The sequence below is a fragment of the Aeromonas sp. FDAARGOS 1418 genome, from assembly GCF_019048585.1.
Taxonomy (GTDB): domain Bacteria; phylum Pseudomonadota; class Gammaproteobacteria; order Enterobacterales; family Aeromonadaceae; genus Aeromonas; species Aeromonas caviae.
Map to the genome: position 1 here is coordinate 900,001 of NZ_CP077387.1, position 23,270 is coordinate 923,270.

The window sequence follows — 23,270 nt, forward strand, 5'->3', positions numbered from 1 at the left end:
AAAAGCCTCTAAGCTTCAGATTACAAGTCATCGTACCCCAAACCGACACAGGTGGTCGGGTAGAGAATACCAAGGCGCTTGAGAGAACTCGGGTGAAGGAACTAGGCAAAATAGAACCGTAACTTCGGGAGAAGGTTCGCTCTTGATGGTGAAGTCCCTTGCGGATGGAGCTGTCGGGAGTCGCAGTGACCAGATGGCTGGGACTGTTTATCAAAAACACAGCACTCTGCAAACACGAAAGTGGACGTATAGGGTGTGACACCTGCCCGGTGCCGGAAGGTTAATTGATGGGGTTAGCGCAAGCGAAGCTCTTGATCGAAGCCCCGGTAAACGGCGGCCGTAACTATAACGGTCCTAAGGTAGCGAAATTCCTTGTCGGGTAAGTTCCGACCTGCACGAATGGTGTAACCATGGCCATGCTGTCTCCACCCGAGACTCAGTGAAATCGAATTCGCCGTGAAGATGCGGTGTACCCGCGGCTAGACGGAAAGACCCCGTGAACCTTTACTACAGCTTGGCACTGAACATTGAACCTACATGTGTAGGATAGGTGGGAGGCTTTGAAGGCGTGACGCCAGTTGCGCTGGAGCCGTCCTTGAAATACCACCCTTGTATGTTTGATGTTCTAACGCAGGGCCCTGAATCGGGCTCGCGGACAGTGCCTGGTGGGTAGTTTGACTGGGGCGGTCTCCTCCCAAAGAGTAACGGAGGAGCACGAAGGTTGGCTAATCCTGGTCGGACATCAGGAGGTTAGTGCAATGGCATAAGCCAGCTTAACTGCGAGACGGACAGGTCGAGCAGGTACGAAAGTAGGTCATAGTGATCCGGTGGTTCTGAATGGAAGGGCCATCGCTCAACGGATAAAAGGTACTCCGGGGATAACAGGCTGATACCGCCCAAGAGTTCATATCGACGGCGGTGTTTGGCACCTCGATGTCGGCTCATCACATCCTGGGGCTGAAGTCGGTCCCAAGGGTATGGCTGTTCGCCATTTAAAGTGGTACGCGAGCTGGGTTCAGAACGTCGTGAGACAGTTCGGTCCCTATCTGCCGTGGGCGTTGGATGATTGAAGGGAGTTGCTCCTAGTACGAGAGGACCGGAGTGAACGAACCTCTGGTGTTCGGGTTGTCACGCCAGTGGCACTGCCCGGTAGCTAAGTTCGGAATCGATAACCGCTGAAAGCATCTAAGCGGGAAGCGAGCCCTGAGATGAGTCATCCCTGACCCCTTGAGGGTCCTAAAGGGCCGTTGGAGACCACAACGTTGATAGGTGGGGTGTGTAAGCGTAGCGATACGTTGAGCTAACCCATACTAATTACCCGTGAGGCTTAACCATACAACACCCAAGAAGTGTTCTAAGGCTTGTAGCAAATACGAACGAATTACTTACATCAGCTTTTTCAGATTGAAGATTTTGCCTGGCGGCAATAGCGCAGTGGAACCACCTGACCCCATGCCGAACTCAGAAGTGAAACGCTGTAGCGCCGATGGTAGTGTGGCATTCGCCATGCGAGAGTAGGACACTGCCAGGCACCCAATTAAACGGTGACGTGAAAAAATCACGTTACTGGCTGCGAGGATGACACCTCACAAACAAGCAGCAAATGATTTAGCGAAAGCTAACCGAATGCGGAGCGGTAGTTCAGTCGGTTAGAATACCGGCCTGTCACGCCGGGGGTCGCGGGTTCGAGTCCCGTCCGCTCCGCCACTACTTAAAAAGCCCAGTCTAACGACTGGGCTTTTTTTCGTTCCCGAGACCGCACCTATTTCCCCTCACATCAACACCGCCATCATCCGATCATCGCCCCTGAGAGAGGTTGCCGCTATAATGGCCGCCCTCAAGCAAGGTGGTGGTATGAAAGCAGAGTATCTACAGCGATTCGGGGGCATTGCCCGTCTTTATGGCCAGCGTGCCCTTGGCTCCTTCAGCCAGGCGAAAGTCTGCGTGGTCGGGATCGGTGGTGTCGGCTCCTGGGCGGCCGAGGCGCTGGCTCGGGCCGGCATCAACCAGATCACTCTGATCGACATGGATGATATCTGCATCACCAACACCAATCGCCAGATCCATGCCATGCAGGGGACGGTCGGCCGTCTCAAGACGGAGGTGATGGCCGAGCGCATTCGCGCCATCAACCCGGATTGCGAGGTGATCGAGGTGGATGACTTCGTCACCGCCGACAACCTGGCCGAACATATCAAGCGGGAGTTTGACTATGTGGTGGATGCCATCGACTCGGTCAAGGCCAAGGTGGCGCTGATTGCCTTCTGCAAGCGCAACAAGATCCCGGTGATTGTGGCGGGCGGTGCCGGCGGGCAGATGGACCCGACCCAGATCACCGTGGCCGACCTGGCCAAGACCATTCAGGATCCGCTGGCCGCCAAGGTGCGCTCCGACCTGCGCCGACTGCACAATTTCAGCAAGAATCCGGCGCGCAAATTCGGGGTGGAGTGTGTCTTCTCAACCGAGCAGCTGAGTTATCCGGATGGCAATGGCGGCACCTGCCAGGCCAAGGCGGCCAGCGACGGCACTATGAAGATGGATTGCGCCTCCGGCTTCGGTGCCGTGACGCCGGTGACGGCCACTTTTGGCTTGGTTGCCGCGTCCCGGGTATTGAAGAAGATTGCCGAGCGGGGAGCCCGCGCCGAGAAAGAGGCCGGAAATGAAGACGCAGGGTCGATTGGCGAAGCCTGATCGACCACTGTACAAGGTGGGTTAGGCAGCCTGCTCCCGGATTGCCAACACGATTGCCCTGAGCCCGTTGCCTCGCGACGGGCTCAGGTGTTTCTCGAGCCCCAATTCGCTGAAATAGGCATCCATATCAAAAGCTTGGATAGCGTCGGCACTCTGATGATTGAGTGCCGCCAGCACGATGACGATAAGACCGCGCACGATGCGGGCGTCTGAGTCGCAGGCAAAATGCCAGTTGCCGTCCTCACCTACCTCTCCCTTGAGCCAGGCCTGGCTCTCGCACCCTTTCAGGCGGTTCTCTTCCTGCTGCCACTCTGCTGGCAAGGTGGGTAGCAGCTTGCCGAGCTGGATGATGAGGCGGTACTGGTTCTCCCAGCCGTTTGCTGCCGCAAACTGCTGACGGATGCTATTTGCGTCGGGCTCAACGCCTATCCGGGTGTAGGTTGCGAGGCTGTTCATGGGGTTGTCTGCCTTAGAAGAAGTCACGGAGTTTGTGCAGGGCGGCCAGCAGGGCGTCGACATCGTCCTGATTGTTGTAGCAGGCCAGCGAGGCGCGCATCGTGCCGCCGATACCGAGCGATTCCATCAACGGCATGGCGCAGTGATGGCCGACTCGCAGGGCTATGCCCTGCATGTCGAGCAGGGTGGCGGCGTCCTGCGGGTGGATATCCTCCAGCAGGAAGGAGACGGCGCCGGCGCGCTGGCCGGGTTCGCCGACCAGACGCAGCCCCGGCACCTGTTGCAGTCCGGCAACCAGATAGTCGGTCAGCGCTGCTTCATGGCTGGCCAGTGAGTCCCTGTCCTGCTTCATCACAAAGTCGATGGCTGCGGCCAGGCCGATGGCGCCGGCAATATGGGGGGTGCCTGCCTCGAATTTGAAGGGCAGGGTGTTGAAGGTGGTACCGGCAAAGCTGACCCTGTCGATCATCTCGCCTCCCGCTTGCCAGGGCGGCATCCGCTCCAGTAGTTCGGTGCGGCCCCACAGCACACCGATGCCGGTCGGGCCATAGAGCTTGTGACCGGAGAAGGCGTAGAAGTCGCAACCTATGGCCTGCACATCCACCTCGAGATGAGCCACCGCCTGAGCGCCATCGAGCAGGGTCAGAGCGCCGACCGCCTTGGCCGCTGCCACCATCTCTTTGACTGGATTGACGGTGCCAAGGGCATTGGAGACGTGAGCCACGCTCACCAGTCGGGTACGTGGTCCCAGCAGGGCCAGATAGGCAGCGATGTCGAGATCGCCCCGCTCATCGAGGGGGATGACCCGGATGACGGCACCGGTACGCTGGGCGACCAGCTGCCAGGGGACGATATTGGCGTGATGCTCCAGGGTGCTGAGCACGATCTCATCCCCCGCCCTCAGCTCGCTCATCCCCCAGCTCTGGGCCACCAGATTGATCGCCTCCGTGGTGCCACGGGTCCATATCACTTCGTGGCTGCGAGGGGCATTGATAAAGCGGGCAACCGTCTCGCGGGCATCTTCGAAGGCGCGTGTGGCCCGGCCGCTCAGGGCATGGGCGGCGCGGTGCACGTTGGCATTGTCGGCCCGATAGTAGTGATTGATCGCATCCAGCACGGCTTGCGGTTTCTGGGTGGTGGCGGCGTTGTCCAGATAGACCAGAGGGTGGCCGTTCACCTCCTGCGCCAAGGCCGGAAACTGGCCGCGCAGCCGAGCGTGCTGTTGCTGATTCATGCTCCCCTCATCTCGTCTGGAAAAGTCGGTCATGATCCGGAAAATGGCGGGCAAACACAAGATGAAGTGGCGGGATCTCGTGCCCGGTTTCGGCTGCCCGCGGGATCTCTGCTACAATGCCGCCCCTCATCATAAGCCAAGAGATCCGGCCCATGAAGCTCAACCCCAATCAGAACGAAGCGGTCAAGTATGTCTCCGGCCCTTGCCTGGTGCTGGCGGGTGCCGGATCGGGCAAGACCCGCGTCATCACCAACAAGATTGCCTATCTGGTACAGCAGTGCGGCTACAACGCACGCAACATAGCGGCGGTCACTTTTACCAACAAGGCGGCGCGGGAGATGAAGGAGCGGGTCGGCCAGACCCTGGGTCGCAAGGAGGCGCGGGGACTCATGGTCTCCACTTTCCATACCCTGGGGCTCGAGATCATTCGCCGCGAGCACAAGAGCCTGAACCTCAAGGCGAACTTCTCCCTGTTCGACGACACCGATCAGCTGGCGCTGCTCAAAGAGCTGACCGAGGCGGAGCTCGACAACGACAAGGACAAGCTCTCGGCCCTCATCAGCCAGATCTCAAACTGGAAGAACGACCTCATCCTGCCGGCTCGGGCCATGCGCATCGCCCGCGGGCCTGAAGAGGTGCTGATGGCCCAGCTCTACGAGCGCTACCACCGCCAGATGGTGGCCTACAACGCGCTGGATTTCGACGATCTCATCGTGATGCCGACCCTGCTGCTCAAGAGCAACGAGGAAGTGCGCACCCGCTGGCAGAACAAGATCCGCTACCTGCTGGTCGATGAATACCAGGACACCAACACCAGCCAGTACGAGCTGGTGAAGCAGATCGTCGGCGAGCGGGCCCGCTTCACCGTAGTGGGAGACGACGACCAGTCCATCTACTCCTGGCGCGGGGCCAAGCCGCAGAACCTGGTGCTGCTGAACGAGGACTTCCCCAATCTGCGGCTCATCAAGCTGGAGCAGAACTACCGCTCCAAGCGGCGCATTCTCAAGTGCGCCAACATCCTGATCGCCAACAACCCCCACGTCTACGACAAGGCCCTCTTCTCCGAGCTGGACGAGGGGGTGAAGCTCAAGGTGCTGTTTGCCAAGAACGAGGAGCACGAGGCGGAGCGTATCGCCGCCGAGCTGATGGGCCACAAGTTCATGAATCGCACCCGGTTCAAAGACTATGCCATCCTCTACCGGGGCAACCATCAGTCGCGCATCTTCGAGAAGGCGCTGATGACCAACCGCATTCCCTACCGTATCTCCGGCGGCACCTCGTTTTTCTCCCGCACCGAGATCAAGGACATCATGGCCTACCTCAAGCTGCTGGTGAACCCGGACGAGGACACTGCCTTCCTGCGGGTGGTCAACCTGCCGCGCCGCGAGATAGGCCCCACCACCCTCGAAAAACTGGGCCAGTATGCCAACCAGCGCGGCAAGAGCCTGTTTGCCGCCAGCTTCGAGCTGGGGCTGGAGCAACACCTCTCCGGGCGCGGTCTATCCGCCCTGCAGGCCTTCACCAACTGGCTGGTACGGCTTGGCGATCAGGCGCTGCGCGGCAACCCGGTGGAGGCGGTACGAGACATGATCAAGGAGATCCACTACGAGGAGTGGCTCTACGAGACCTCCCCCAGCCCGAAGGCGGCCGAGATGCGGATGCAGAACGTCTCCACCCTTTATCGCTGGATCAGCGAGATGCTGGAGGGGGATGAGCTGGAGGAGTCGATGACGCTGGCTCAGGTGGTTACCCGGCTCACCCTGCGGGACATGATGGAACGCAACGAAGGGGAGGATGAGGCGGATCAGGTGCAGCTGATGACATTGCACGCCTCCAAGGGGCTGGAGTTTCCCTATGTCTACATGGTGGGCATGGAGGAGGGGCTGCTGCCGCACCAGACCAGCATCGACGAGGACAACGTGGAGGAGGAGCGGCGCCTCGCCTACGTGGGGATCACCCGGGCCCAGACCGAGCTGACCTTTACTCTCTGCAAGGAGCGTCGCCAGTTTGGCGAGTCGGTACGGCCGGAGCCGAGCCGCTTCCTGCTGGAGCTGCCCCAGGATGACCTGGAGTGGGAAAACCAGAAGAAGGTGACGGCAGAGGAGCGCCAGCAGAAGGGGCAGGTTGGTGTCGCCAACCTGCGGGCCCTGTTCAAGAAGGATTGAGGCCGGAAGGCTTGGCCTCTCGGACGGCCTGACCCAGCAGAGGGGGAATATCGGCTCCCGGCAGCGGGGGGGAGATGTGGCGCCCCTGCCCGAGGGCACAGCCAAGCTCGATGAGCTTTTGCAACTGCTGCTGATTTTCGATCCCCTCGACCACCAGGGTGAAGTCGAGGTCCTGACAGATGTCCCGCATGGCGCGGATCAGCGCCAGATCCTTGGGTGAGTTCAACATGCGATGGGTGAAGCTGTCGTCCACCTTGATGTAATCCACCGGGAAGTGAAACAGGGCGTTGAGAGAAGAGAAGCCGGTGCCGAAGTCATCCAGGCTGACCTGGATCCCTTTCGCCCTCAGTTCATGCAGGGCAGTGAGGGAGTCGGCACTCTGCCGGGAGAGCTCGCGCTCGTTGAACTCAAAGATGAAACATGCGGGGATGACACCCTCCTCCTCCATGATGGTGAGCAGTTGCATGATCTGCTCGTGGCTGGCCAGGTGCTTGCCGGAGAGGTTGATGGCTATCCTGAAACGACCGACCCCGGAGGCGGGTTGCCAAAGCTTCAGTTGCTGGCAGGTGCGCTTGAGGATCTGGCGGTCCAGATCCTGAATGAGGCCGCACTGTTCCGCCAGAGGAATGAAGTCGAATGCATCCTTGAGCTCCCCTTCCTCCGTTATCCAGCGCGCCATCACCTCCAGTCCGACGAGGCGGCTGTCACACAGCCTGATCACCGGCTGGAAGTAGGGCACAATCCGCCCTTCCCGCAAGGCTCTGAAGAGCCGCTCTTCCGGTGACCCCGCCTGTTCGGTACAGGCCTCCGAATACATGACGATGCGGCTGCGACCGTTGCGCTTGGCCTGGTACATGGCGAGGTCTGCCTGGTGCAGCAGTTCACTGACATCGGCCGTTTGCTCCGTCACGCTGGCGACCCCCAGACTGACGGTGATGGTCAGTTCGTTGCCCTGGAGCCGGAACGGATGGCCGATACGGCCAATCAGGCGATTGAGCACGGGGCTGATGTCCTCTTCCCGCTGGCTGTTGTCCAGATAGATGACGAATTCGTCCCCTCCGAGCCTCGCCACCATGTCATTTTGCCGGATGCAGCCTTGCAGCCTGCTGCCCAGCTCCTGCAGCAACTGATCGCCGGCACTGTGGCCCAGGGCGTCATTGACCTGCTTGAAGTGATCCACATCGACGAAGATCAGGGTGAAGCCGGCTGTCTGGTAGCGGCGGTAGCGGGTCATGGCATGATGCAGGTGATTCATCAGCAGCGCCCGGTTTGGCAACTGGGTCAGCGGGTCGTGCAGGGCATTGAACTGGAGCCGCCGCTCCAGCTCCTGATGATGCTTGAGCCGTTTCTGCAACCTCAGGTTGGTTTGGCGCAGCTGTTGGAGGCGCTGGTTGATGGACTCCTCCGAGTTGAGCTCATCGAGTTGCTGTCGCACCCTTTTGAGCTCCAGCAACAGGGTCAGCTGATGGCGCAGGAAATCGAGGAACAGCCTGTCATCGGTTTCCAGAGGCCGGGTCATGTTGAGGATGAGGTGGGCAAAATATTGCTGCTGCTGGCGCAGGGGCAGGCTGTACCAGTAAAGTCCCTCTTCATGGCGCTCTACGCTGTTGGTGCTGTGGCACATGGCCCGAATGATGTCATCGTCGTATGTCAGGTGTGGTGGATAGAGTCGCTCCAGTCGCTGGTTTTCCAGCCGGATCAGCAACATGTCGCTGACCGAGAGCATCTGGCGCAACACAGCTTCCAACTGGGCAAACAGGGCATGCTGAGGCAGGTTGTGAGCCAGGCGCATCACTCGGCCGATCTTCTCGATTTTCTCCTGCCACTGGGGATCCCGTTGCATGAGAGGGGAAGCCTGCCCCGTCAGCTGGGTACCGGTCTGGGTTTCGTGCAGGCGTTTGGCCAGGCACTCCAACAGCAACCTCAGGGTGGGTGCCTGATCCGGGGTGCTGCGTGCCAGCAACCACTGCACGTCGATATGCTCCACAGGCTGCACGCACCAGCCCTGACCTTCATCGAGCCGGGTGAGCTGTTCGGTGAGGCGAGGTTCTTCCCGTCCCAATTGTTGCTTGAACACGTCGGGAAGCTGATAGGTGTAGCGCCAGTTCAGCCCCCCGTCGGCCAACCCCAGCATGGCGAAATGTTGCAGAGGGCAGAGTGTGTCCAGCAGACCGACCAGTCGGGCGTAATCCTCGGGGGAGGCAATGCCGGGGGCGGGGAAATCCATGATGGAGGAAACGACCGCCAGCAAGGAGTGCGAGTCTGGCGGTGTGGTGGGCTGAACTGACATGCAACACTCCCGAAAAAACTTACCTTCAAGCGTAGTCGGAAGTGATGGGATTGAAAGGGCTGCAAGAGGAGCCCTTTCAATTACTTAGAGCTTGTCGATCATGTAGTGAATGGCGTTCTCGATCTCTTCGTCACTGCAGGTGGCGCAGGTCCCCCGCGGTGGCATCATGCCAGCCTTGCCGGTGAAGCCTTCGATGGCGTGTTTGCGCAAGGTGTCGAAGCCCTGGGCGATGCGTGGCTCCCAGGCGGCCTTGTCACCTCGCTTGGGGGCGCCGGCGGCACCGGTATCGTGGCAGGCGAAGCAGGCACCCTTGAACACGGTCTCTCCGTCACGTGGGCCGGAGGAGGCTGCCGCAGGCGCGGCCGCGGCGGTCGCAATGCCTTCCAGATCCTTGGCGGTATAAACCTGGCCAACCGGGGCAATACGCTCGGCGATGGCCTCTGTCGACATGTCATCGGCGGCAAGGACGGCGCCGGACAGAGTGGCGGCCGCCATCCCGGCAGCCAGCAAATAGCTCAGTTTTTTCAACACGCTCATGTACTCCCAGCAGGCTCTTATTATCCCCAGAAAACGACGGGATTATAACCGAATAGTTACAGTCATTTAAACGCTTGTGTGTGAAGTGTTAAGCAATCTGCAAACAAAGTGGCAGAGCAGGAAGGTGTGATCCCACATAAAAAAACCCGGCATGCGCCGGGTTTCGTGAGGCTGAACAAAATAGGGCGCGCTGATTGCCCAGACGCCCCTCGCGCGTCGTCAATCCCAGTTCAGGATCACCTTGCCGGACTTGCCCGAGCCCATGGCTTCGAAGCCCTGCTGGAAGTCATCGATATGGAAATGGTGGGTGATGATGGGGCTGAGATCCAGGCCAGACTGGATGAGGCTTGCCATCTTGTACCAGGTTTCGAACATTTCGCGGCCGTAGATCCCCTTGATGAAGAGTCCCTTGAAGATCACCTTGCCCCAGTCGATGGCCATGGTGGAGGGAGGAATGCCGAGCATGGCGATTTTGCCGCCGTGGTTCATCTTGTCGATCATGTCCTGGAAGGCGCTGGGCACCCCGGACATCTCCAGCCCCACATCGAACCCTTCGGTCATGCCGAGATCTTCCATGACATCGGAGAGCTTCTCCTTGGCCACGTTGACGGCACGGGTGGCGCCCATCTTGCGGGCCAGTTCCAGCCGGTATTCGTTGACGTCGGTGATCACCACGTGACGGGCGCCAACGTGACGGCAGACGGCAGCGGCCATGATGCCGATGGGGCCTGCGCCGGTGATGAGCACGTCTTCACCCACCAGGTCGAAGGAGAGGGCGGTGTGCACGGCATTGCCGAACGGATCGAAGATGGCGGCCAGCTCATCGGGGATGTTGTCCGGCAGCTTGAAGGCGTTGAAGGCCGGGATCACCAGGTATTCGGCGAAGGATCCCGGGCGGTTCACACCCACACCAATGGTGTTGCGGCACAGGTGGGTGCGACCGGCACGGCAGTTGCGGCAGTGGCCGCAGGTGATGTGGCCTTCGCCGGAGACGCGATCGCCGATGGCGAAGCCGCGCACTTCCTGGCCGACGGCGACCACCTCTCCCACATACTCGTGCCCTACCACCATGGGGACGGGAATGGTCTTCTGGGCCCACTCGTCCCAGTTGTAGATGTGCATGTCGGTGCCGCAGATGGCGGTCTTGCGGATCTTGATGAGCAGATCGTTGTGGCCGAGCTCGGGAGCCGGGACATCGGTCATCCAGATGCCGACTTCGGATTTGAGTTTGGAGAGTGCTTTCATGACAGATTCCTCACGGCGCCATGCCGGGTACAGAGGGTAATAAAATGGGGCCCAACCTTGGCCCCCGTTTTAATCAGCCAGCCATGTGATCAAATCACACCGAGCTCGCGACCGATGCGAATGAAGGCATCGATCGCCTTGTCCAGTTGCTCCCGGGTATGGGCGGCGGACATCTGGGTCCGGATGCGCGCCTGACCTTTGGGTACCACGGGGAAGGAGAAGCCCACCACGTAGATACCGGCGGCCAGCATGCGGCTCGCCATCTCGGCGGCCAGTTTGGCATCCCCCAGCATGACCGGAATGATGGCGTGATCGGCGCCGGCCAGGGTAAAGCCGGCGGCGCTCATGCGCTCGCGGAAGTAGGCACTGTTCTCCTTGAGGCGGGCACGCAGGTCGTGACCCTCGGCCAGCATGTCGATCACCTTGATGGTGGCCGAGACGATGGAGGGTGCCAGGGAGTTGGAGAAGAGGTAGGGACGGGAGCGCTGACGCAACCAGTCGATCACCTCTTTCTTGCCGGAGGTGTAGCCACCGGACGCGCCACCCAGCGCCTTGCCCAGGGTGCCGGTGATGATGTCGACCCGTTCCATCACCTCGCAGTATTCGTGGGTACCGCGGCCGTTCTCGCCGATGAAGCCGACGGCGTGGGAGTCATCCACCATCACCAGCGCGTCGTACTTGTCGGCCAGATCGCAGATGGATTTGAGGTCGGCGATGACGCCATCCATGGAGAAGACACCGTCGGTGGCGATCAGCTTGAAGCGGGCGCCGTCGGCATCGGCCTGCTTGAGCTGGGCTTCCAGTTCGGCCATGTCGTTGTTGGCGTAGCGATAGCGCCTGGCCTTGCACAACCGCACCCCATCGATGATGGAGGCATGGTTGAGTGCGTCGGAGATGATGGCGTCTTCGGCACCGAACAGAGTCTCGAACAGGCCGCCGTTGGCGTCGAAGCAGGAGGAGTAGAGGATGCTGTCTTCGGTGCCGAGGAAGGCGGACAGCTTCTGCTCCAGCTCCTTGTGCTGGTCCTGGGTACCGCAGATGAAGCGCACCGAGGCCATGCCGAAGCCGTGGCTGTCGAGCCCCTGATGGGCGGCGGCAATCAGGTCGGGATGGTTGGCCAGCCCCAGATAGTTGTTGGCACAGAAGTTCAGTACCTGCTCGCCGCCCACCGCAATCTGGGCCTGCTGGGCCGAGGTGATGATGCGCTCCTGCTTGTATAGCCCTTCCGCCTTGACCTGTTCGAGCTGTTCGGTCAGGTGACGATAGAATCCGTTAGACATCCTCGGTCCTCATTGCTGTATCGACTGTGTTATCAGGATCCCGGGCCGTGCAACCCGCACGGTTCGGCGTCGTCACGGTCGCGACGAAACGCCGACAGACCCTAGAATGGGCAACATTTTACTGTAATCCCTGCGTATAAATTCAAATTTTTATGCTGATAATCAACAATTGTGAAACAGATCTCACCCGGCTGGTTGGGCCAGTTGGTGATAATGTTGCTCCAGTTGATGTATCTGGGGGGCCACTTGTGGCTGCACGTAGGGGCGCAGCAAAAACAGCACCCGCAAGACCCCCTGGTAGAGCAGGGGTTTGGTGATGCGGGTGGCCGGGGCCTGGGCGATCTGGAACGGGATCCAGCAGGTGACGACCATCTTGATGGTCTGGCCGAGATCCGGCAGGTCTTCATCGCTGACGGCGATGATGCCGCCTTCGCGCAGGCTTCTGAGCAGCGTCTCCACGGTGGCACGGAGCTGCTCCTGTGCCTTGAGGTATTTCTGCTGCAGCAGCTCGTCGCGACTCAGGATGTCCGGCAGATTCGCGTAGAAGAAGCGGAACTGCCACATCAAATAGAAGATGGCATCCAGGTAGCCCATCAGATCCTCCAGCCGGATCTCGCTGCTGCGGATCGGAGTGAAGCTGTCGCTCAGGTGGCGGGCGTACTGATCGAAGATGGAGTGGATGATGTCTTCTTTGTTTCTGAAGTGGTAGTAAAGGTTGCCCGGGCTGATGCCAAGGTGTGCGGCAATGTGGTTGGTGGTGATGTTGCGCTCGCCCTGATCGTTGAACAGCTCGGTGGCGCTGTGGATGATCCTGTCTCTGGTCTTCATCGCTGGTCCCTCTGCCGGGCCCGAAGGGGAAAAGTCATCGAGGTCGAATCCCCTTGCGGCCCGTGATAAACTTTTCGGCAATTTCAAATTGGCCCACTATACACAGCTTTAACAGGCAGTCACACGGGGCCACAACGTACGCGAGGCAAACTCCATGATCGTAGTAACTGGCGGTGCTGGCTTTATCGGCAGCAATCTGGTCAAGCAGCTGAACGCTCAAGGACGGACCGATATCGTGGTCATCGATGACCTGACCGACGGCACCAAGTTCGTCAACCTGGTCGACCTCACCATCGCCGACTACATGGACAAGGACGAGTTCCAGGCGCGGATCGTCTCCGGTGACGAATTCGAGGAGTGGGATGACGGCATCGAGGTGATCTTCCACGAAGGGGCCTGCTCCGCGACCACCGAGTGGAACGGCAAGTTCATCATGGAGGTCAACTACGAGTACTCCAAGGATCTGTTCCACTACTGCATCGAACGGGAAATCCCCTTCATCTACGCCTCTTCCGCCGCGACCTATGGCGGGCGCAACGACAACTTCATCGAAGATCCCAGGTTCGAGCAGCCCCTCAACGTCTACGGCTACTCCAAGCAGTTGTTCGATCAGTACGTGCGTCGCTGGATGCCGGAGATCAACTCTCAGGTGGTGGGTCTCAAGTACTTCAACGTCTATGGTCCCCGCGAGCAGCACAAGGGATCCATGGCGTCCGTGGCCTTCCACCTCAATACCCAGGTGAAGCAGGGTGACAATCCCAAGCTGTTCGAGGGCTGTGACGGCTTCCCGGATGGCGGCCAGATGCGCGACTTCATCTACGTGGACGACGTCTGCAAGGTGAACCTCTGGTTCTGGCAGAATCCGCAGCACTCCGGCATCTTCAACTGCGGCACCGGCCGGGCTGAGCCGTTCCAGAACGTGGCGGAAGCCGTGATCAGGCATCACCAGAAAGGCGCCATCGAATACATTCCCTTCCCGGATCACCTCAAGGGTCGCTACCAGAGCTTCACCCAGGCGGATCTCACCAAGTTGCGCGGCGTCGGCTATGACGGCGAGTTCAAGACTGTGGCCGAAGGCGTGGCCGATTACATGGCCTGGTTGAACCGGGCTTGATCCCCCTCTGGCGGGTGGCTCTGGCCACCCGTCGATCGGATGCGCTTGCATGAACATATTGATGGCTCTCTCCCAGCTCGAAGTGACGGGCGCGGAGGTCTATGCCACCACGGTCGGCAACGAGCTGACCCGCCGTGGCCACCAGGTTTTCTACGTCTCTGACACCCTGACCAAGCCGACTCTGGGGCCGGTCTTTCGGTTGCGCTTCAACAAGCGCAGTATCCTGCGCCGCTTCTGGCACGTCTTCTATCTCATCTATCTGATCCGCAAGCACAGGATCCAGCTTGTGCACGCCCATTCGCGCGCCTCGGGCTGGAGCAGCTACGTCGCCTGCAAGCTGACCAGAACCCCCATGATCACCACGGTGCACGGGCGCCAGCCGGTACACGCCTCCCGCAAGGCATTCCATGCGTTGGGCTATCGGGCGGTGGCGGTGTGCGAGGATATCGCCAGCCAGATCATCGACAACCTGGGGGTGGACCCGGCCATGGTGCAGGTGCTGCGCAACGGCATCGAGACCGACAAGTTCCAGCCCGTGCCGATACCGGACAACGACAAGCCGGTGATCGCCATCATTGGTCGGCTGAGCGGTCCCAAGGGGGAGCTCTGCTACCGGTTGCTGGACGAGGTGCTGGATCTGGAAGCCTGTCGGGTGCGCGTCGTCAGCGGCACCCAGGTGCCGGCGCGTTTTGCGCGTTTTCAGGACAAGGTCGACTTCGTCGGTTATGTGGACGATGTGCCCGCCCTGATGGCGGGCTGCGATCTGGTGATCGGTGCCGGTCGGGTGGCGATGGAGGCGCTGCTGTGCGGTCGTCCGGCGTTTGCCATCGGCGAAGCCAGGGCCATCGGTCTGGTGACGGAGCAGAATCTGGACGAGGCCCTCGCCAGCAACTTCGGCGACATCGGCCCCAGGGATCTGGCCATCGACTTTGCCGGGCTGAAGGCGCAGATCCCCTCGGCGCTGGCCTCCAAGGTGGTGCCAGACCCAGTGCGCCAGCGGATCCTGCAAGAGTATGATTTGCAAGGCGTCGTGACCGGGCTGGAATCCGTCTATCAGGATGCCGTGGTCGAGACCCTGCGCCGGGAGATGCCGGTCATCATGTATCACCGCTTCATCGAGCACGAGAGCGAAAAGGGAGTGCATGGCACCTGGCTCCCGGTCGCCATGTTCGAGAAGCACCTCAAGCTGATGAAGTGGCTGGGCTACGAGACGCTGACATTTGCCGACCTGGCGGAGAACGGGTTCATCCACCGGCTGCAATACGGCAAGAAGTACCTGATGATCACCGTGGACGACGGCTATCGGGACAACCTCACCCGCATGCTGCCGCTGCTGGAAAAGTATGGCTACAAGGCGGTGGTCTATGTGGTGACCGGTGAGGATCACAATCGCTGGGATGTGGAGCACCCGACCCACCCCGATACCCCGGTGACCCTGATGACCCCGGAGGAGATCAAGGCGCTGGTGGCCTCCGGTCATGTGGAGATCGGGGGCCATACCCTGACTCACCCCCGCCTGAGTACGCTCCCCCCAGAGGAGCAGGCCCACCAGATCCAGGCCAACAAGGCCTGGCTGGAGCAGTTGCTCGGCCATCCCCTGATCTCGTTTGCCTATCCCTACGGGGATCTGAACGACAGTGCAAAATCCCAGGCCGTTGCCGCCGGTTATCGCTATGCTGTGGCCACCAACAGCGGCCCCAGAGCCATGCACCGGGATCCGTTCCAGATCCGCCGGATCGCCATCTTCCCCCGCACCGACATGTTCGGTCTGTGGCGCAAGATCCGTGGCAACTATGTCTTCCGAAAAACCTGACAGGGAATACACCTTGCTCCGTATGACAGATCATGACTCATCGACGAGTGACGATTTTCTCCGCATCTTTCACGGCCAGGCGTTCGGCAACTTCATCTTCCTGAATATTCTGGGTTACACCCTGTTCAAGGATTCGATTCAGCTGATCGCCGACGTCTGCCAGACCATCATAGTGTTGGCCACCCTGATGGCCTTCTATGTGGAGAGGGCCTTCTTTACAAGGAACAGGATCTTTCAACTGCTCTGTCTGGCCCTGGTGGTACAGAGCCTGAGCTGGGTCGCATCCAGACAGCTCGTGCCCGACTATGCCCTCAAATACCCTTCTGTGAAGTCGATGGCATACCTCTTCTTCTTCCTTGGTCTCGCCTACTGGCTGAAGGGGGACCCGCGCCGGATTGTCACCACCCTGCTGACCTTCTGCCTCGGTGTCATTTTCACCTTTGCCTATCACTCCTCCTTCTTCTCCATCGTCGAGACAGGTCTTGATGGGGCCAGGGTAGATTTCAATTACCGCAATGCCCAGCACGGCTCCCTGATCGCGGGTGCCTGCTTCCTGTTTTTTGTGCTCTTGTTGCTTACATCGAAATTCAGGAAGCTGTCGCTGGGCAATGCCGGGATCCTGCTTGGTATCCTGTTGTTCGGGGTCTTCTCCGTCATTCTGCAGTCTCGTCAGTCCTGGCTGGCGATCTCGGCTTCGCTGGCCATCCTCCCCTTGCTGGGGGGAGGAGAGCATTGGCCAAGGCGCAAGGTGGTGTTGACCTACGCCATCTTGCTGATGACCATGCTGGCGCTGTATCAGGTTTCGTTCATCCGGGAGCGGCTGCTGGCCGGCTTCGTGCATCAGGGGGATGTGCATGCCATTCTGACGGGTAACTGGAACGAGGTACGGGACTTCAGCATCGGGGTGAGATTGAAGACCTGGCTGGAGGCCATCCAGTGGTTCCTGGCTCACCCCTTCTTCGGGACAGGTTATGGCAGCCAGTCGTTGGTGATCACCCTCTCCAAGACGCTGCCAGACTACATTACCCGGGAGTTTCGTCACCTGCACAATTCCAACATGGAAACCCTGGTGTGCTGGGGGGTAGCCGGTTTCCTTGTGCTGTATGGCACGCTCTTCTCGGTGCTCCGCCAGGTGCTGTGCTGTCCGGTTTCGTCCCGTTTCATCAAGATGCTGGCCATCTCCTTCATCCTCTATTGGCTCATCATCAACAACTTCGAATCATTCTTCTACATGCGTTCCGGGCAGTGGGTATTCAGCGTCTTCATGGGCGCCATCTACTCGGCCGCATTGCATTGGGAACTGAACAGGCTTGGAAAGGAAGGTCATGAAAATTTACGTCATTAGTCTGGACAGGGCCGTCGAGCGGCGCAGTCGTGTCGAGTCTGTGCTCTCTGCCAGAGGCATCCCCTTCGAATTTTTCAGCGCAGTGAACGGCTTTGAGGGGCTGCCCGAGCGGCTGCAGGCCCTGCCGGATGATCAGCACAGGATCCGGTTTCGCAGCAGACCGCTGACGCCCGGGGAAAAGGGGTGCTATGCCAGCCACTATCTGCTGTGGGAGAAGTGTGTCGAGCTCGACGAGCCCATCCTCATCCTGGAAGACGATTTCCTGCCCACCCAGTATTTTGAAGAGGTGGTGGGTACCCTGCCGAAGATCCACGAACAGTACGAGTACGTGAAGGTGGAACCCCAGATCGGCACCGCCACGGCCCTGACTACAGTGGACAACATGCAGCTCATGTTCTGGCACAACAACTCGTGCTGGACCACGGGATACAGCATCTCTCCCCAAGGGGCCCGCCGGTTGCTGGCCCACAGCCAGCGGTGGCTCTGTTCGGTCGACAACTTCATCGGTGAGTCCTATCGCACCGGGCTCATCTGTACCGGCCTGATTCCCTATGCCATCTACAGTCCGCGGGACATGGGCAGCGACATCCAGAATCAGGTCGTGCTGAAGAAAGTTCCGCTGGGATTCAAGTTGACCCGTGAACTCTATCGTTTCTACCGCTTCGTCAGGATGGCCCTGTGGAACATGAAACAGGCGGGGGGCAAGGCATGAGTGCGACCAACAGAACCATTCACGCCATCTGGCTCGGCAGCCGCTTGCCTCCTCTGGCGCACGTGTGCATCGATGACTGGCGCAAGCAGGGTTACGACTACAAGCTGTGGTTGGACACGGATCCGCAGGTCAAACGCTGGATACAGGAGTGCACCTTTGCCCGGGAGTGCTACCGGCGAGGCCTGCTGGCCTTCGTGACCGATTACCTGCGGCTCAAGATCCTCGCTCAGGAAGGGGGTCTGTATCTGGATACCGATGTCACCATCAACCAGGATCCCTTCCCGCTCTTCGAGTCCGTGGCCTTTGGCGTTGGCTACGAATCCGATCGGCTGATCGGCACCGCGGTCATCTACGCCAGACAGGATTCGGCCATGCTGTCCGAACTGGTGCGCTTCTATGAACAGGAGATCATGTCCTCTCCCATGTACATGGGGCCGGAGATCATGACACACCTGGTCTCGGAGAAGCTGGCATCATCAGGGGATACCGCCCTGATCGCCCCCGTGCACTATTTCTACAACTACCAGGGGGAGGCGATTCATTTCGAGCCGGCGGCAGAGCGCTACATGACCCACTGGTTCCAGCACAGCTGGAAACGCTCATCCGGTCTTGTGTTCCTGCGTGCCAAGGCCAAAGGCTGGTCAGGGTATCTCTATGAATGGCAGAAGGAGTTCTTCCGCCTGCGCAAATGACGGCGACATGGCATCACCGTGCTAGACAGTAGGCAGGGGAGTCGTGTCTCCATCTGCCTGCTTGCCGGTGACGGGAGTGACTTGACTCCAGAGCTGATCAAGCTTCATCTGTACCTCGCGCACTTCCTGCTGCGGATCCTGACGACCCGTGTCGACGAAGCGATAACGGGGGTGAGAGACGGGATTGGCAATGGCGGAGTGTCCGAGGGGAGAGACGATGGTGAGCAGGGGGATATCCAGCGCCTGCGCCATATGCCGTGGGCCTGTGTCGTTGCCGACGAAAAGCTGGCAATGGGCGAAGAGCCCCACCAGCTCCCGTACCGAGCGGGTCTGAACATGGTCAAACACGCTGGCCTGCAGCGCTGCTGGCAGTAACGGCTTCAGGCTGCGGTTGTACTCCTCTTCCCCCGGCCCGCAGTAGATCAGGATCTGGGCGTCGTGCTGCTCGATCAGCCAGCGCGCCACCTCGGCGAAACAGTCGATGGGCCAGCGCTTGTAGTGACCGAGGGAGTTCACTCCCATGGCGATGAGTGGCCGGGTCGGGTCGACGCCAGCGGCCAGCAGGGTCTCGCGCCCCCGTTGTCTCTCCCCGTCGCTGAGCCAGAGGTAGTAGTTGCGATCCTCGCTGGCCAGCTTGAGCGGCTTGAGCAGTGAAAACCGGTCGTCCACCAGGGTGCTGTTGCCCTGATGCTCGGTGTCATGGCGAAAGCGCACGATGCGGTTGTGGCCCAGGCGCCATGGGAAGGAGTCGAAGCCGATCCGCAGGCGGGCGCCGGAGAAGAGGCAGGTGAGCAGGCCTATCATCTGGCCCTGGCTGTTGATCACCACATCGTAGCGTTCGCGGCGAATGCCCAGCAGCAAATCCTTCATGTAGCGCCACTCGTTGCGGCGCGCCTTCTCGATGATGATCAACCGATCGATGTTGGGGTTTCCCTCTGCCATGCCCGCGCAGTAATCCATGACCAGATAGTGAACTTCCCCGGCAGGATCGTGCTGCTTGAGGTTGTTGCACAGGGCGGTGGAGATCAGCACGTCCCCTATCTGTTTGGTTTGTACTACTAGGTATTTCATGGAGAAGGCCTCATGTGAGGTCATGGTTGAACGACAGCGAAACAGCATATCGTACTCGACCGTCAGATGCTGCCGCGACGGCGTGAAAATCCGATCCTTGGCACTGTGCTGACCCGATTTTTTTATCGCTGCTGGATTATTCGCCACTCAAGGCGGGTCAGCGCGGTGAAATGCAGAAGGCACGACCTTGGGTCGTGCCTTTGCTTGGCAAGATGTCGGTGTGATCAGCGCACGATGAGGCCGAGCAGGATCCCCACCACGCCGAAGTCGGCATCGCTGAAGGTGGTGTTGGCAAAGCCGAGATCCCCCAGCACCGGCAGCAGGAACACCGGCAGGAAGGTGATCAGCAGGCCGTTGGCGAAGGCCCCCAGCAGGGCGCCGCGACGGCCGCCGGTGGCGTTGCCGAACACCCCGGCCGCCGCGCCGACGAAGAAGTGTGGCACGACGCCTGGAATGATGACGGTGAGCCCCAGCAGATAGAGCAGCACCATGCCCACCAGACCGGCGGCAAAGCTCGACAGGAAACCGATCAGCACCGCATTGGGGGCGTAGGGGAAGACGATGGGGCAGTCCAGCGCCGGCTTGGCGTTGGGCACCAGCTTGTCGGAGATCCCCTTGAAGGCCGGCACGATTTCGGCGATGACCATCCGCACCCCCTGCAGGATCACGTAGACCCCGGCGGCGAAGGTGATGGACTGCATCAGGGAGAACATGAACCAGTGCTTGCCCTTGGCGACTTCCGATACGTAATCCGCACCGGCAAACAGAGAGGTGATAAGGAAGATGATGCCCATGGTGAAGGAGATGGCCACCGGGGTATCGCGCAGGAACAGCAGGCTCTTGGGCACCTGCACCTCTTCGCTGCTGTGGGCCTTGTTGCCGAACTTGGCGCCGATCCAGCCGGCCAGCACGTAGGAGCAGGTGGAGAAGTGGCCGAGCGCCACGTCATCGGAGCCGGTGATCTGCTTCATGTAGGGGTGGGCGAGGGCCGGGAACAGCACCATGGTCACGCCGACCACCAGGCTGCCCACCGCGATGAGCGGGATGCCGCTCATGCCGCCTGCGGAGAGGATGGCCGCCACCATCATCGACATGAACAGAGTGTGGTGACCGGTCAGGAAGATGAATTTCCACGGGGTGAGCCGGGCGATCAGGATGTTCACCAGCATGGCGAAGAACATGATCATCGCCATCTCTTTGCCGAACGCCTGCTGGGCGATGGAGACGATGGCCTCGTTGTTGGGCACCACCCCCTTGATGCCGAAGGCGTGCTGGAAGATGGTGGCGAAGTCGCCCAGCGAGTTCACCACCAGGGTGGCGCCGGCCCCCAGGATGACGAAGCCCATGATGGTCTTGACCGTGCCCTTGATGCACTCGGTCACCGGTTTCTTCTGGGCGATCAGGCCGATGAGGGCGATCAGGCCAACCAGCACGGCCGGCTCCGACAGCACGTCAAACATCAGAAAATTGAAAAATTCCATGGTCAGCTCCAAGCAGATGGAAGCGGCGGCTCACCAGCCGCCCAGACAGTCGCAAAGGGGTTAGAGTGCGCCCAGCTCGCGCAGGGCGATGGCGAGTTTTTCTTTCATGGCGGCCTTGTCGACCATGTTGTCCAGGGATACCAGCCGGCCGTCGACCCCCATGCTGACCAGCTGTTCGGCGATGTCGCGGGTGGCGACAAAGATCTCGGCGCTCTCGCTGCCGGCGGAGGCGAGATCCCGGTGATCCACCTCGGCCGTCACGGCCAGCTCCTTGAGAATGCTCTTGATGCTCATCTCCATCATCAGGCTGGTGCCCAGGCCGTGTCCGCATACAACCAGAATTTTCATGCTCTCTTCCTCTGTCGGGCGCAGGGCGCCACTCAATAACGCGCCAGGATGCGCAAGATGTCGTCTTTGCTGGTGGCCGCCATGATGGCCGCCACGTCTTCTTCATTCATGAACAGCTCGGCCAGCTGGGCGATGGTCTCCACGTGGGAGTTGCTGTCGCTGGCGGCCAGGGTGACCAGCAGCCGGACTGGGTCGTTGCCCTCGGAGCCGAAGTTGACGCCCTCCTTCAGCACGGTCAGCGCCAGTCCCAACCGGTTGACGCCGTCTTCCGGGCGGGCGTGGGGCATGGCCAGGCCCGGTCCCAGCACGTAGTAGGGGCCGAGCTCCTCGTGGGAGCGATAGAGCGCCGCCACATAGGAGGGCTCTATGGTGCCGTTGGCCAGCAGGGGGGCGGTGGCCAGCTCGATGGCGTGACGCCAGTCGCGGGCGCCCGCTTCGATGGAAATGACCTCCTCGGTCAGCAATTGGGTCAGCATGGCAGTGTCCGGGCTGGATAGGATGGCGCCAATCTAGCGATCTTGCCTCTTGATAACTGTGAGCTTGATCGCGAAAGTTAGCGCTACCAGATAGCGCTAACATTGTTCTGTGATAGCGCTATCATTTTTCTCACAGAAGGGATTCATCCTGCCCCTTATCGGCCTCAAAGAAGGTAAAATCCGGTTTGAGCAAATAGTCAGTGCCCCGCTTTTGCCTTAAAGTGAATGCCCGTATGCCGAGGAAGGGAAAGGATGTCAGAAGCGAAAAAACGCCGCAGCACGGGTCGGGTGACCCTCAACGACGTGGCCCAGTTGGCTGGCGTGGGAGCCATGACGGTGTCGCGCGCCCTGCGCACCCCCGAGCTTGTGTCAGACAAGATGCGAGAGCGCATCGAGGCGGCGGTGGATGAACTCGGCTACATCCCCAATCGGGCGGCGGGGGCGCTGGCATCCGCTACCTCCCAGACCATAGTGGTCATCGTCCCCAGCCTGGCGGAGCGCGCCTGCGGTGACATGATTGCCGGGCTGCAGCAGACCCTGCTCGCCGAGGGCTACCAGATCATGCTGGGGGATGCCCAGCACCTGAAGCAGCAGGAGGCCAGCCTGCTCAGCAATTTCCTGCAGCACAATCCGGCCGCCGTGGTGTTGTTTGGGGGGGATCCCGGGGAGGTCATCCGGCAGCGCCTGCAGGCGGCCCGCTTGCCGGTGGTGGAGGTGGGAGCCATGGCGCGCCATCCCATCGACATGAACGTCGGGGTCTCCAACTTCGATGCCGGTTATCAGCTGACCCGCCACCTCATCGAGCGCGGTCATCGCAACATCGGCTTTCTCTGTGCCCGCCAGGAGCAGTGGATGCTGCAGCAGCGCATGCAGGGTTGGCAGAAGGCGCTGCTGGACAACTACCTCTCTCCGGACGCCATCATCAATACCTCTGAGCTGCCGAGTTTTAGCACGGGGGCGGCCATGCTGGGGGAGTTTCTGCTGCGCTGGCCCGAACTGGATGCGCTGATCTGCGTCAACGACGAGCTGGCGGCCGGGGTGCTGTTCGAATGCCAGCGCCGCCATCTGAGCGTGCCGGGCAAGCTCGCCATCGCCGGTTTCGACGATCTGGATGTGGCGCGCGCCTGTCATCCTGCGCTGACTTCGGTCAGGATCCCCTATCACCAGATGGGCAGGGAGGCGGCGGAGCTGATCCTGCGCCAACTGGCGGGCGAGGAGGTGGCCGGCATGAGCCTCGCCCTGGATTTTCAATTGCAAAAGCGCCAGAGCACCTGACGAGCGATGCCACGACAGGGCGAGGCAAGCATGTTCAAGGCGTTGTGACCTAAGACCCGGTCGGTGCACCGTCGTCCTGCGCGGAAACTGCCAGCCGGCGTGTTCGCCCGGTCTGTCACCGGGTTGGAGCAGAGCGTGGATGCCACCGGAGCCATGACTCCAGGTGGCTGGCTGCACCCAGGTAAAGCTCTGATCGGAACCACTGGCGAGCCCCATT

19 protein-coding genes, 1 tRNA gene and 2 rRNA genes (1 of these 22 running past the window's edge) are annotated in these 23,270 nt (G+C 60.4%); 11 read left to right on the forward strand and 11 right to left on the reverse strand.

All coding sequences use genetic code 11. The features are described 5' to 3' along the window. The 4 genes from I6L48_RS04285 to tcdA form a co-directional block, all read left to right on the forward strand. Nucleotides 1-1,335 (forward strand): 23S ribosomal RNA (locus I6L48_RS04285); it begins 1,554 nt to the left of the window's first position. 81 nt (nt 1,336-1,416) lie between these two features. After that, nucleotides 1,417-1,531 (forward strand): 5S ribosomal RNA (gene rrf / locus I6L48_RS04290). 99 nt (nt 1,532-1,630) lie between these two features. Continuing rightward, nucleotides 1,631-1,707, forward strand: a tRNA-Asp gene (locus tag I6L48_RS04295). 147 nt (nt 1,708-1,854) lie between these two features. Next, a complete protein-coding gene (gene tcdA / locus I6L48_RS04300) occupies nt 1,855-2,691 on the forward strand; it encodes a tRNA cyclic N6-threonylcarbamoyladenosine(37) synthase TcdA (RefSeq protein ID WP_113069361.1) in 837 nt (278 codons plus the stop codon). Between the two features lie 21 nt (nt 2,692-2,712). Here the strand turns inward: tcdA and I6L48_RS04305 are convergent, their stop codons facing one another. Further along, nucleotides 2,713-3,147, reverse strand: coding sequence for a SufE family protein (locus I6L48_RS04305; RefSeq protein ID WP_162726132.1), 435 nt, complete (start codon nt 3,145-3,147; stop codon nt 2,713-2,715). 13 nt (nt 3,148-3,160) lie between these two features. Next, nucleotides 3,161-4,381 (reverse strand): cysteine desulfurase, encoded by a 1,221-nt coding sequence (locus I6L48_RS04310; RefSeq protein WP_113069364.1) that lies wholly within the window; start codon nt 4,379-4,381, stop codon nt 3,161-3,163. Nucleotides 4,382-4,533: 152 nt separating this feature from the next. Here I6L48_RS04310 and rep point away from each other — a divergent pair, with 152 nt between their 5' ends. Next, the gene (gene rep, locus I6L48_RS04315) at nt 4,534-6,546 is read left to right on the forward strand and encodes a DNA helicase Rep (protein ID WP_113069366.1); all 2,013 of its coding nucleotides are present in this window, start codon (nt 4,534-4,536) and stop codon (nt 6,544-6,546) included. Here the strand turns inward: rep and I6L48_RS04320 are convergent. From I6L48_RS04320 to I6L48_RS04340, 5 genes are all read right to left on the reverse strand, one after another. Then, entirely contained in the window at nt 6,533-8,836 is a 2,304-nt protein-coding gene (locus I6L48_RS04320; RefSeq protein WP_113069368.1) for a bifunctional diguanylate cyclase/phosphodiesterase, read from the reverse strand. The two genes, rep and I6L48_RS04320, sit on opposite strands and share 14 nt — an antisense overlap. Nucleotides 8,837-8,920: 84 nt before the next feature. Continuing rightward, complete coding sequence (locus I6L48_RS04325) at nt 8,921-9,373, reverse strand: cytochrome c5 family protein (protein WP_039041132.1); 453 nt, start codon at nt 9,371-9,373, stop codon at nt 8,921-8,923. 219 nt (nt 9,374-9,592) lie between these two features. Continuing rightward, the gene (gene tdh / locus I6L48_RS04330) at nt 9,593-10,618 is read right to left on the reverse strand and encodes an L-threonine 3-dehydrogenase (protein ID WP_010672427.1); all 1,026 of its coding nucleotides are present in this window, start codon (nt 10,616-10,618) and stop codon (nt 9,593-9,595) included. Between the two features lie 89 nt (nt 10,619-10,707). Next, on the reverse strand, nt 10,708-11,898 hold the full coding sequence (locus I6L48_RS04335) for a glycine C-acetyltransferase (protein ID WP_039041133.1): 1,191 nt from the start codon (nt 11,896-11,898) through the stop codon (nt 10,708-10,710). Between the two features lie 183 nt (nt 11,899-12,081). Then, on the reverse strand, nt 12,082-12,726 hold the full coding sequence (locus tag I6L48_RS04340) for a TetR/AcrR family transcriptional regulator (RefSeq protein ID WP_010672429.1): 645 nt from the start codon (nt 12,724-12,726) through the stop codon (nt 12,082-12,084). A gap of 154 nt (nt 12,727-12,880) precedes the next feature. On the opposite strand from I6L48_RS04340, the gene rfaD reads away from it, so the two are divergent. From rfaD to I6L48_RS04365, 5 genes are read left to right on the forward strand one after another with little or no spacing between them, the layout of a single operon-like run. Continuing rightward, the gene (gene rfaD / locus I6L48_RS04345; RefSeq protein ID WP_039041134.1) at nt 12,881-13,840 is read left to right on the forward strand and encodes an ADP-glyceromanno-heptose 6-epimerase; all 960 of its coding nucleotides are present in this window, start codon (nt 12,881-12,883) and stop codon (nt 13,838-13,840) included. A gap of 49 nt (nt 13,841-13,889) precedes the next feature. Beyond that, on the forward strand, nt 13,890-15,653 hold the full coding sequence (locus tag I6L48_RS04350; RefSeq protein ID WP_216987800.1) for a polysaccharide deacetylase family protein: 1,764 nt from the start codon (nt 13,890-13,892) through the stop codon (nt 15,651-15,653). Between the two features lie 22 nt (nt 15,654-15,675). Beyond that, complete coding sequence (locus tag I6L48_RS04355; RefSeq protein WP_225159993.1) at nt 15,676-16,998, forward strand: O-antigen ligase; 1,323 nt, start codon at nt 15,676-15,678, stop codon at nt 16,996-16,998. Continuing rightward, nucleotides 16,979-17,710 (forward strand): glycosyltransferase family 25 protein, encoded by a 732-nt coding sequence (locus I6L48_RS04360; RefSeq protein WP_042864640.1) that lies wholly within the window; start codon nt 16,979-16,981, stop codon nt 17,708-17,710. The genes I6L48_RS04355 and I6L48_RS04360 overlap by 20 nt, the downstream gene beginning before the upstream one ends. Continuing rightward, nucleotides 17,707-18,402 (forward strand): glycosyltransferase family 32 protein, encoded by a 696-nt coding sequence (locus tag I6L48_RS04365; protein ID WP_039041138.1) that lies wholly within the window; start codon nt 17,707-17,709, stop codon nt 18,400-18,402. The genes I6L48_RS04360 and I6L48_RS04365 overlap by 4 nt, the downstream gene beginning before the upstream one ends. Before the next feature lie 21 nt (nt 18,403-18,423). On the opposite strand, the gene I6L48_RS04370 is transcribed toward I6L48_RS04365, so the two are convergent. The 4 genes from I6L48_RS04370 to I6L48_RS04385 all read right to left on the reverse strand — a co-directional run bounded on the left by I6L48_RS04370 (nt 18,424) and on the right by I6L48_RS04385 (nt 21,778). Further along, nucleotides 18,424-19,473: a glycosyltransferase family 9 protein gene (locus I6L48_RS04370; protein WP_113069374.1), complete on the reverse strand. Its 1,050-nt coding sequence runs from the start codon at nt 19,471-19,473 to the stop codon at nt 18,424-18,426. A 224-nt stretch (nt 19,474-19,697) separates the two neighbouring features. Beyond that, complete coding sequence (locus I6L48_RS04375; RefSeq protein ID WP_113069376.1) at nt 19,698-20,954, reverse strand: PTS ascorbate transporter subunit IIC; 1,257 nt, start codon at nt 20,952-20,954, stop codon at nt 19,698-19,700. A gap of 60 nt (nt 20,955-21,014) precedes the next feature. After that, a complete protein-coding gene (locus tag I6L48_RS04380; RefSeq protein ID WP_016349013.1) occupies nt 21,015-21,302 on the reverse strand; it encodes a PTS sugar transporter subunit IIB in 288 nt (95 codons plus the stop codon). 32 nt (nt 21,303-21,334) lie between these two features. After that, nucleotides 21,335-21,778: a PTS sugar transporter subunit IIA gene (locus I6L48_RS04385; RefSeq protein ID WP_005307534.1), complete on the reverse strand. Its 444-nt coding sequence runs from the start codon at nt 21,776-21,778 to the stop codon at nt 21,335-21,337. Between the two features lie 252 nt (nt 21,779-22,030). Here I6L48_RS04385 and I6L48_RS04390 point away from each other — a divergent pair, with 252 nt between their 5' ends. Beyond that, entirely contained in the window at nt 22,031-23,053 is a 1,023-nt protein-coding gene (locus tag I6L48_RS04390; protein ID WP_041212112.1) for a LacI family DNA-binding transcriptional regulator, read from the forward strand. Nucleotides 23,054-23,270 lie beyond the last annotated feature (217 nt).

What these genes read in the sequence shown, in the direction of transcription:
- I6L48_RS04335 (WP_039041133.1), bottom strand. Translation starts at nt 11,898, where the DNA reads ATGTCTAACGGATTCTATCGTCACCTGACCGAACAGCTCGAACAGGTC.
- rep (WP_113069366.1), top strand. Translation starts at nt 4,534, where the DNA reads ATGAAGCTCAACCCCAATCAGAACGAAGCGGTCAAGTATGTCTCCGGC.
- I6L48_RS04320 (WP_113069368.1), bottom strand. Translation starts at nt 8,836, where the DNA reads ATGTCAGTTCAGCCCACCACACCGCCAGACTCGCACTCCTTGCTGGCG.
- rfaD (WP_039041134.1), top strand. Translation starts at nt 12,881, where the DNA reads ATGATCGTAGTAACTGGCGGTGCTGGCTTTATCGGCAGCAATCTGGTC.
- I6L48_RS04305 (WP_162726132.1), bottom strand. Translation starts at nt 3,147, where the DNA reads ATGAACAGCCTCGCAACCTACACCCGGATAGGCGTTGAGCCCGACGCA.
- tdh (WP_010672427.1), bottom strand. Translation starts at nt 10,618, where the DNA reads ATGAAAGCACTCTCCAAACTCAAATCCGAAGTCGGCATCTGGATGACC.
- tcdA (WP_113069361.1), top strand. Translation starts at nt 1,855, where the DNA reads ATGAAAGCAGAGTATCTACAGCGATTCGGGGGCATTGCCCGTCTTTAT.
- I6L48_RS04325 (WP_039041132.1), bottom strand. Translation starts at nt 9,373, where the DNA reads ATGAGCGTGTTGAAAAAACTGAGCTATTTGCTGGCTGCCGGGATGGCG.
- I6L48_RS04340 (WP_010672429.1), bottom strand. Translation starts at nt 12,726, where the DNA reads ATGAAGACCAGAGACAGGATCATCCACAGCGCCACCGAGCTGTTCAAC.
- I6L48_RS04385 (WP_005307534.1), bottom strand. Translation starts at nt 21,778, where the DNA reads ATGCTGACCCAATTGCTGACCGAGGAGGTCATTTCCATCGAAGCGGGC.
- I6L48_RS04380 (WP_016349013.1), bottom strand. Translation starts at nt 21,302, where the DNA reads ATGAAAATTCTGGTTGTATGCGGACACGGCCTGGGCACCAGCCTGATG.
- I6L48_RS04355 (WP_225159993.1), top strand. Translation starts at nt 15,676, where the DNA reads ATGACAGATCATGACTCATCGACGAGTGACGATTTTCTCCGCATCTTT.
- I6L48_RS04310 (WP_113069364.1), bottom strand. Translation starts at nt 4,381, where the DNA reads ATGAATCAGCAACAGCACGCTCGGCTGCGCGGCCAGTTTCCGGCCTTG.
- I6L48_RS04370 (WP_113069374.1), bottom strand. Translation starts at nt 19,473, where the DNA reads ATGAAATACCTAGTAGTACAAACCAAACAGATAGGGGACGTGCTGATC.
- I6L48_RS04365 (WP_039041138.1), top strand. Translation starts at nt 17,707, where the DNA reads ATGAGTGCGACCAACAGAACCATTCACGCCATCTGGCTCGGCAGCCGC.
- I6L48_RS04360 (WP_042864640.1), top strand. Translation starts at nt 16,979, where the DNA reads ATGAAAATTTACGTCATTAGTCTGGACAGGGCCGTCGAGCGGCGCAGT.
- I6L48_RS04375 (WP_113069376.1), bottom strand. Translation starts at nt 20,954, where the DNA reads ATGGAATTTTTCAATTTTCTGATGTTTGACGTGCTGTCGGAGCCGGCC.
- I6L48_RS04350 (WP_216987800.1), top strand. Translation starts at nt 13,890, where the DNA reads ATGAACATATTGATGGCTCTCTCCCAGCTCGAAGTGACGGGCGCGGAG.
- I6L48_RS04390 (WP_041212112.1), top strand. Translation starts at nt 22,031, where the DNA reads ATGTCAGAAGCGAAAAAACGCCGCAGCACGGGTCGGGTGACCCTCAAC.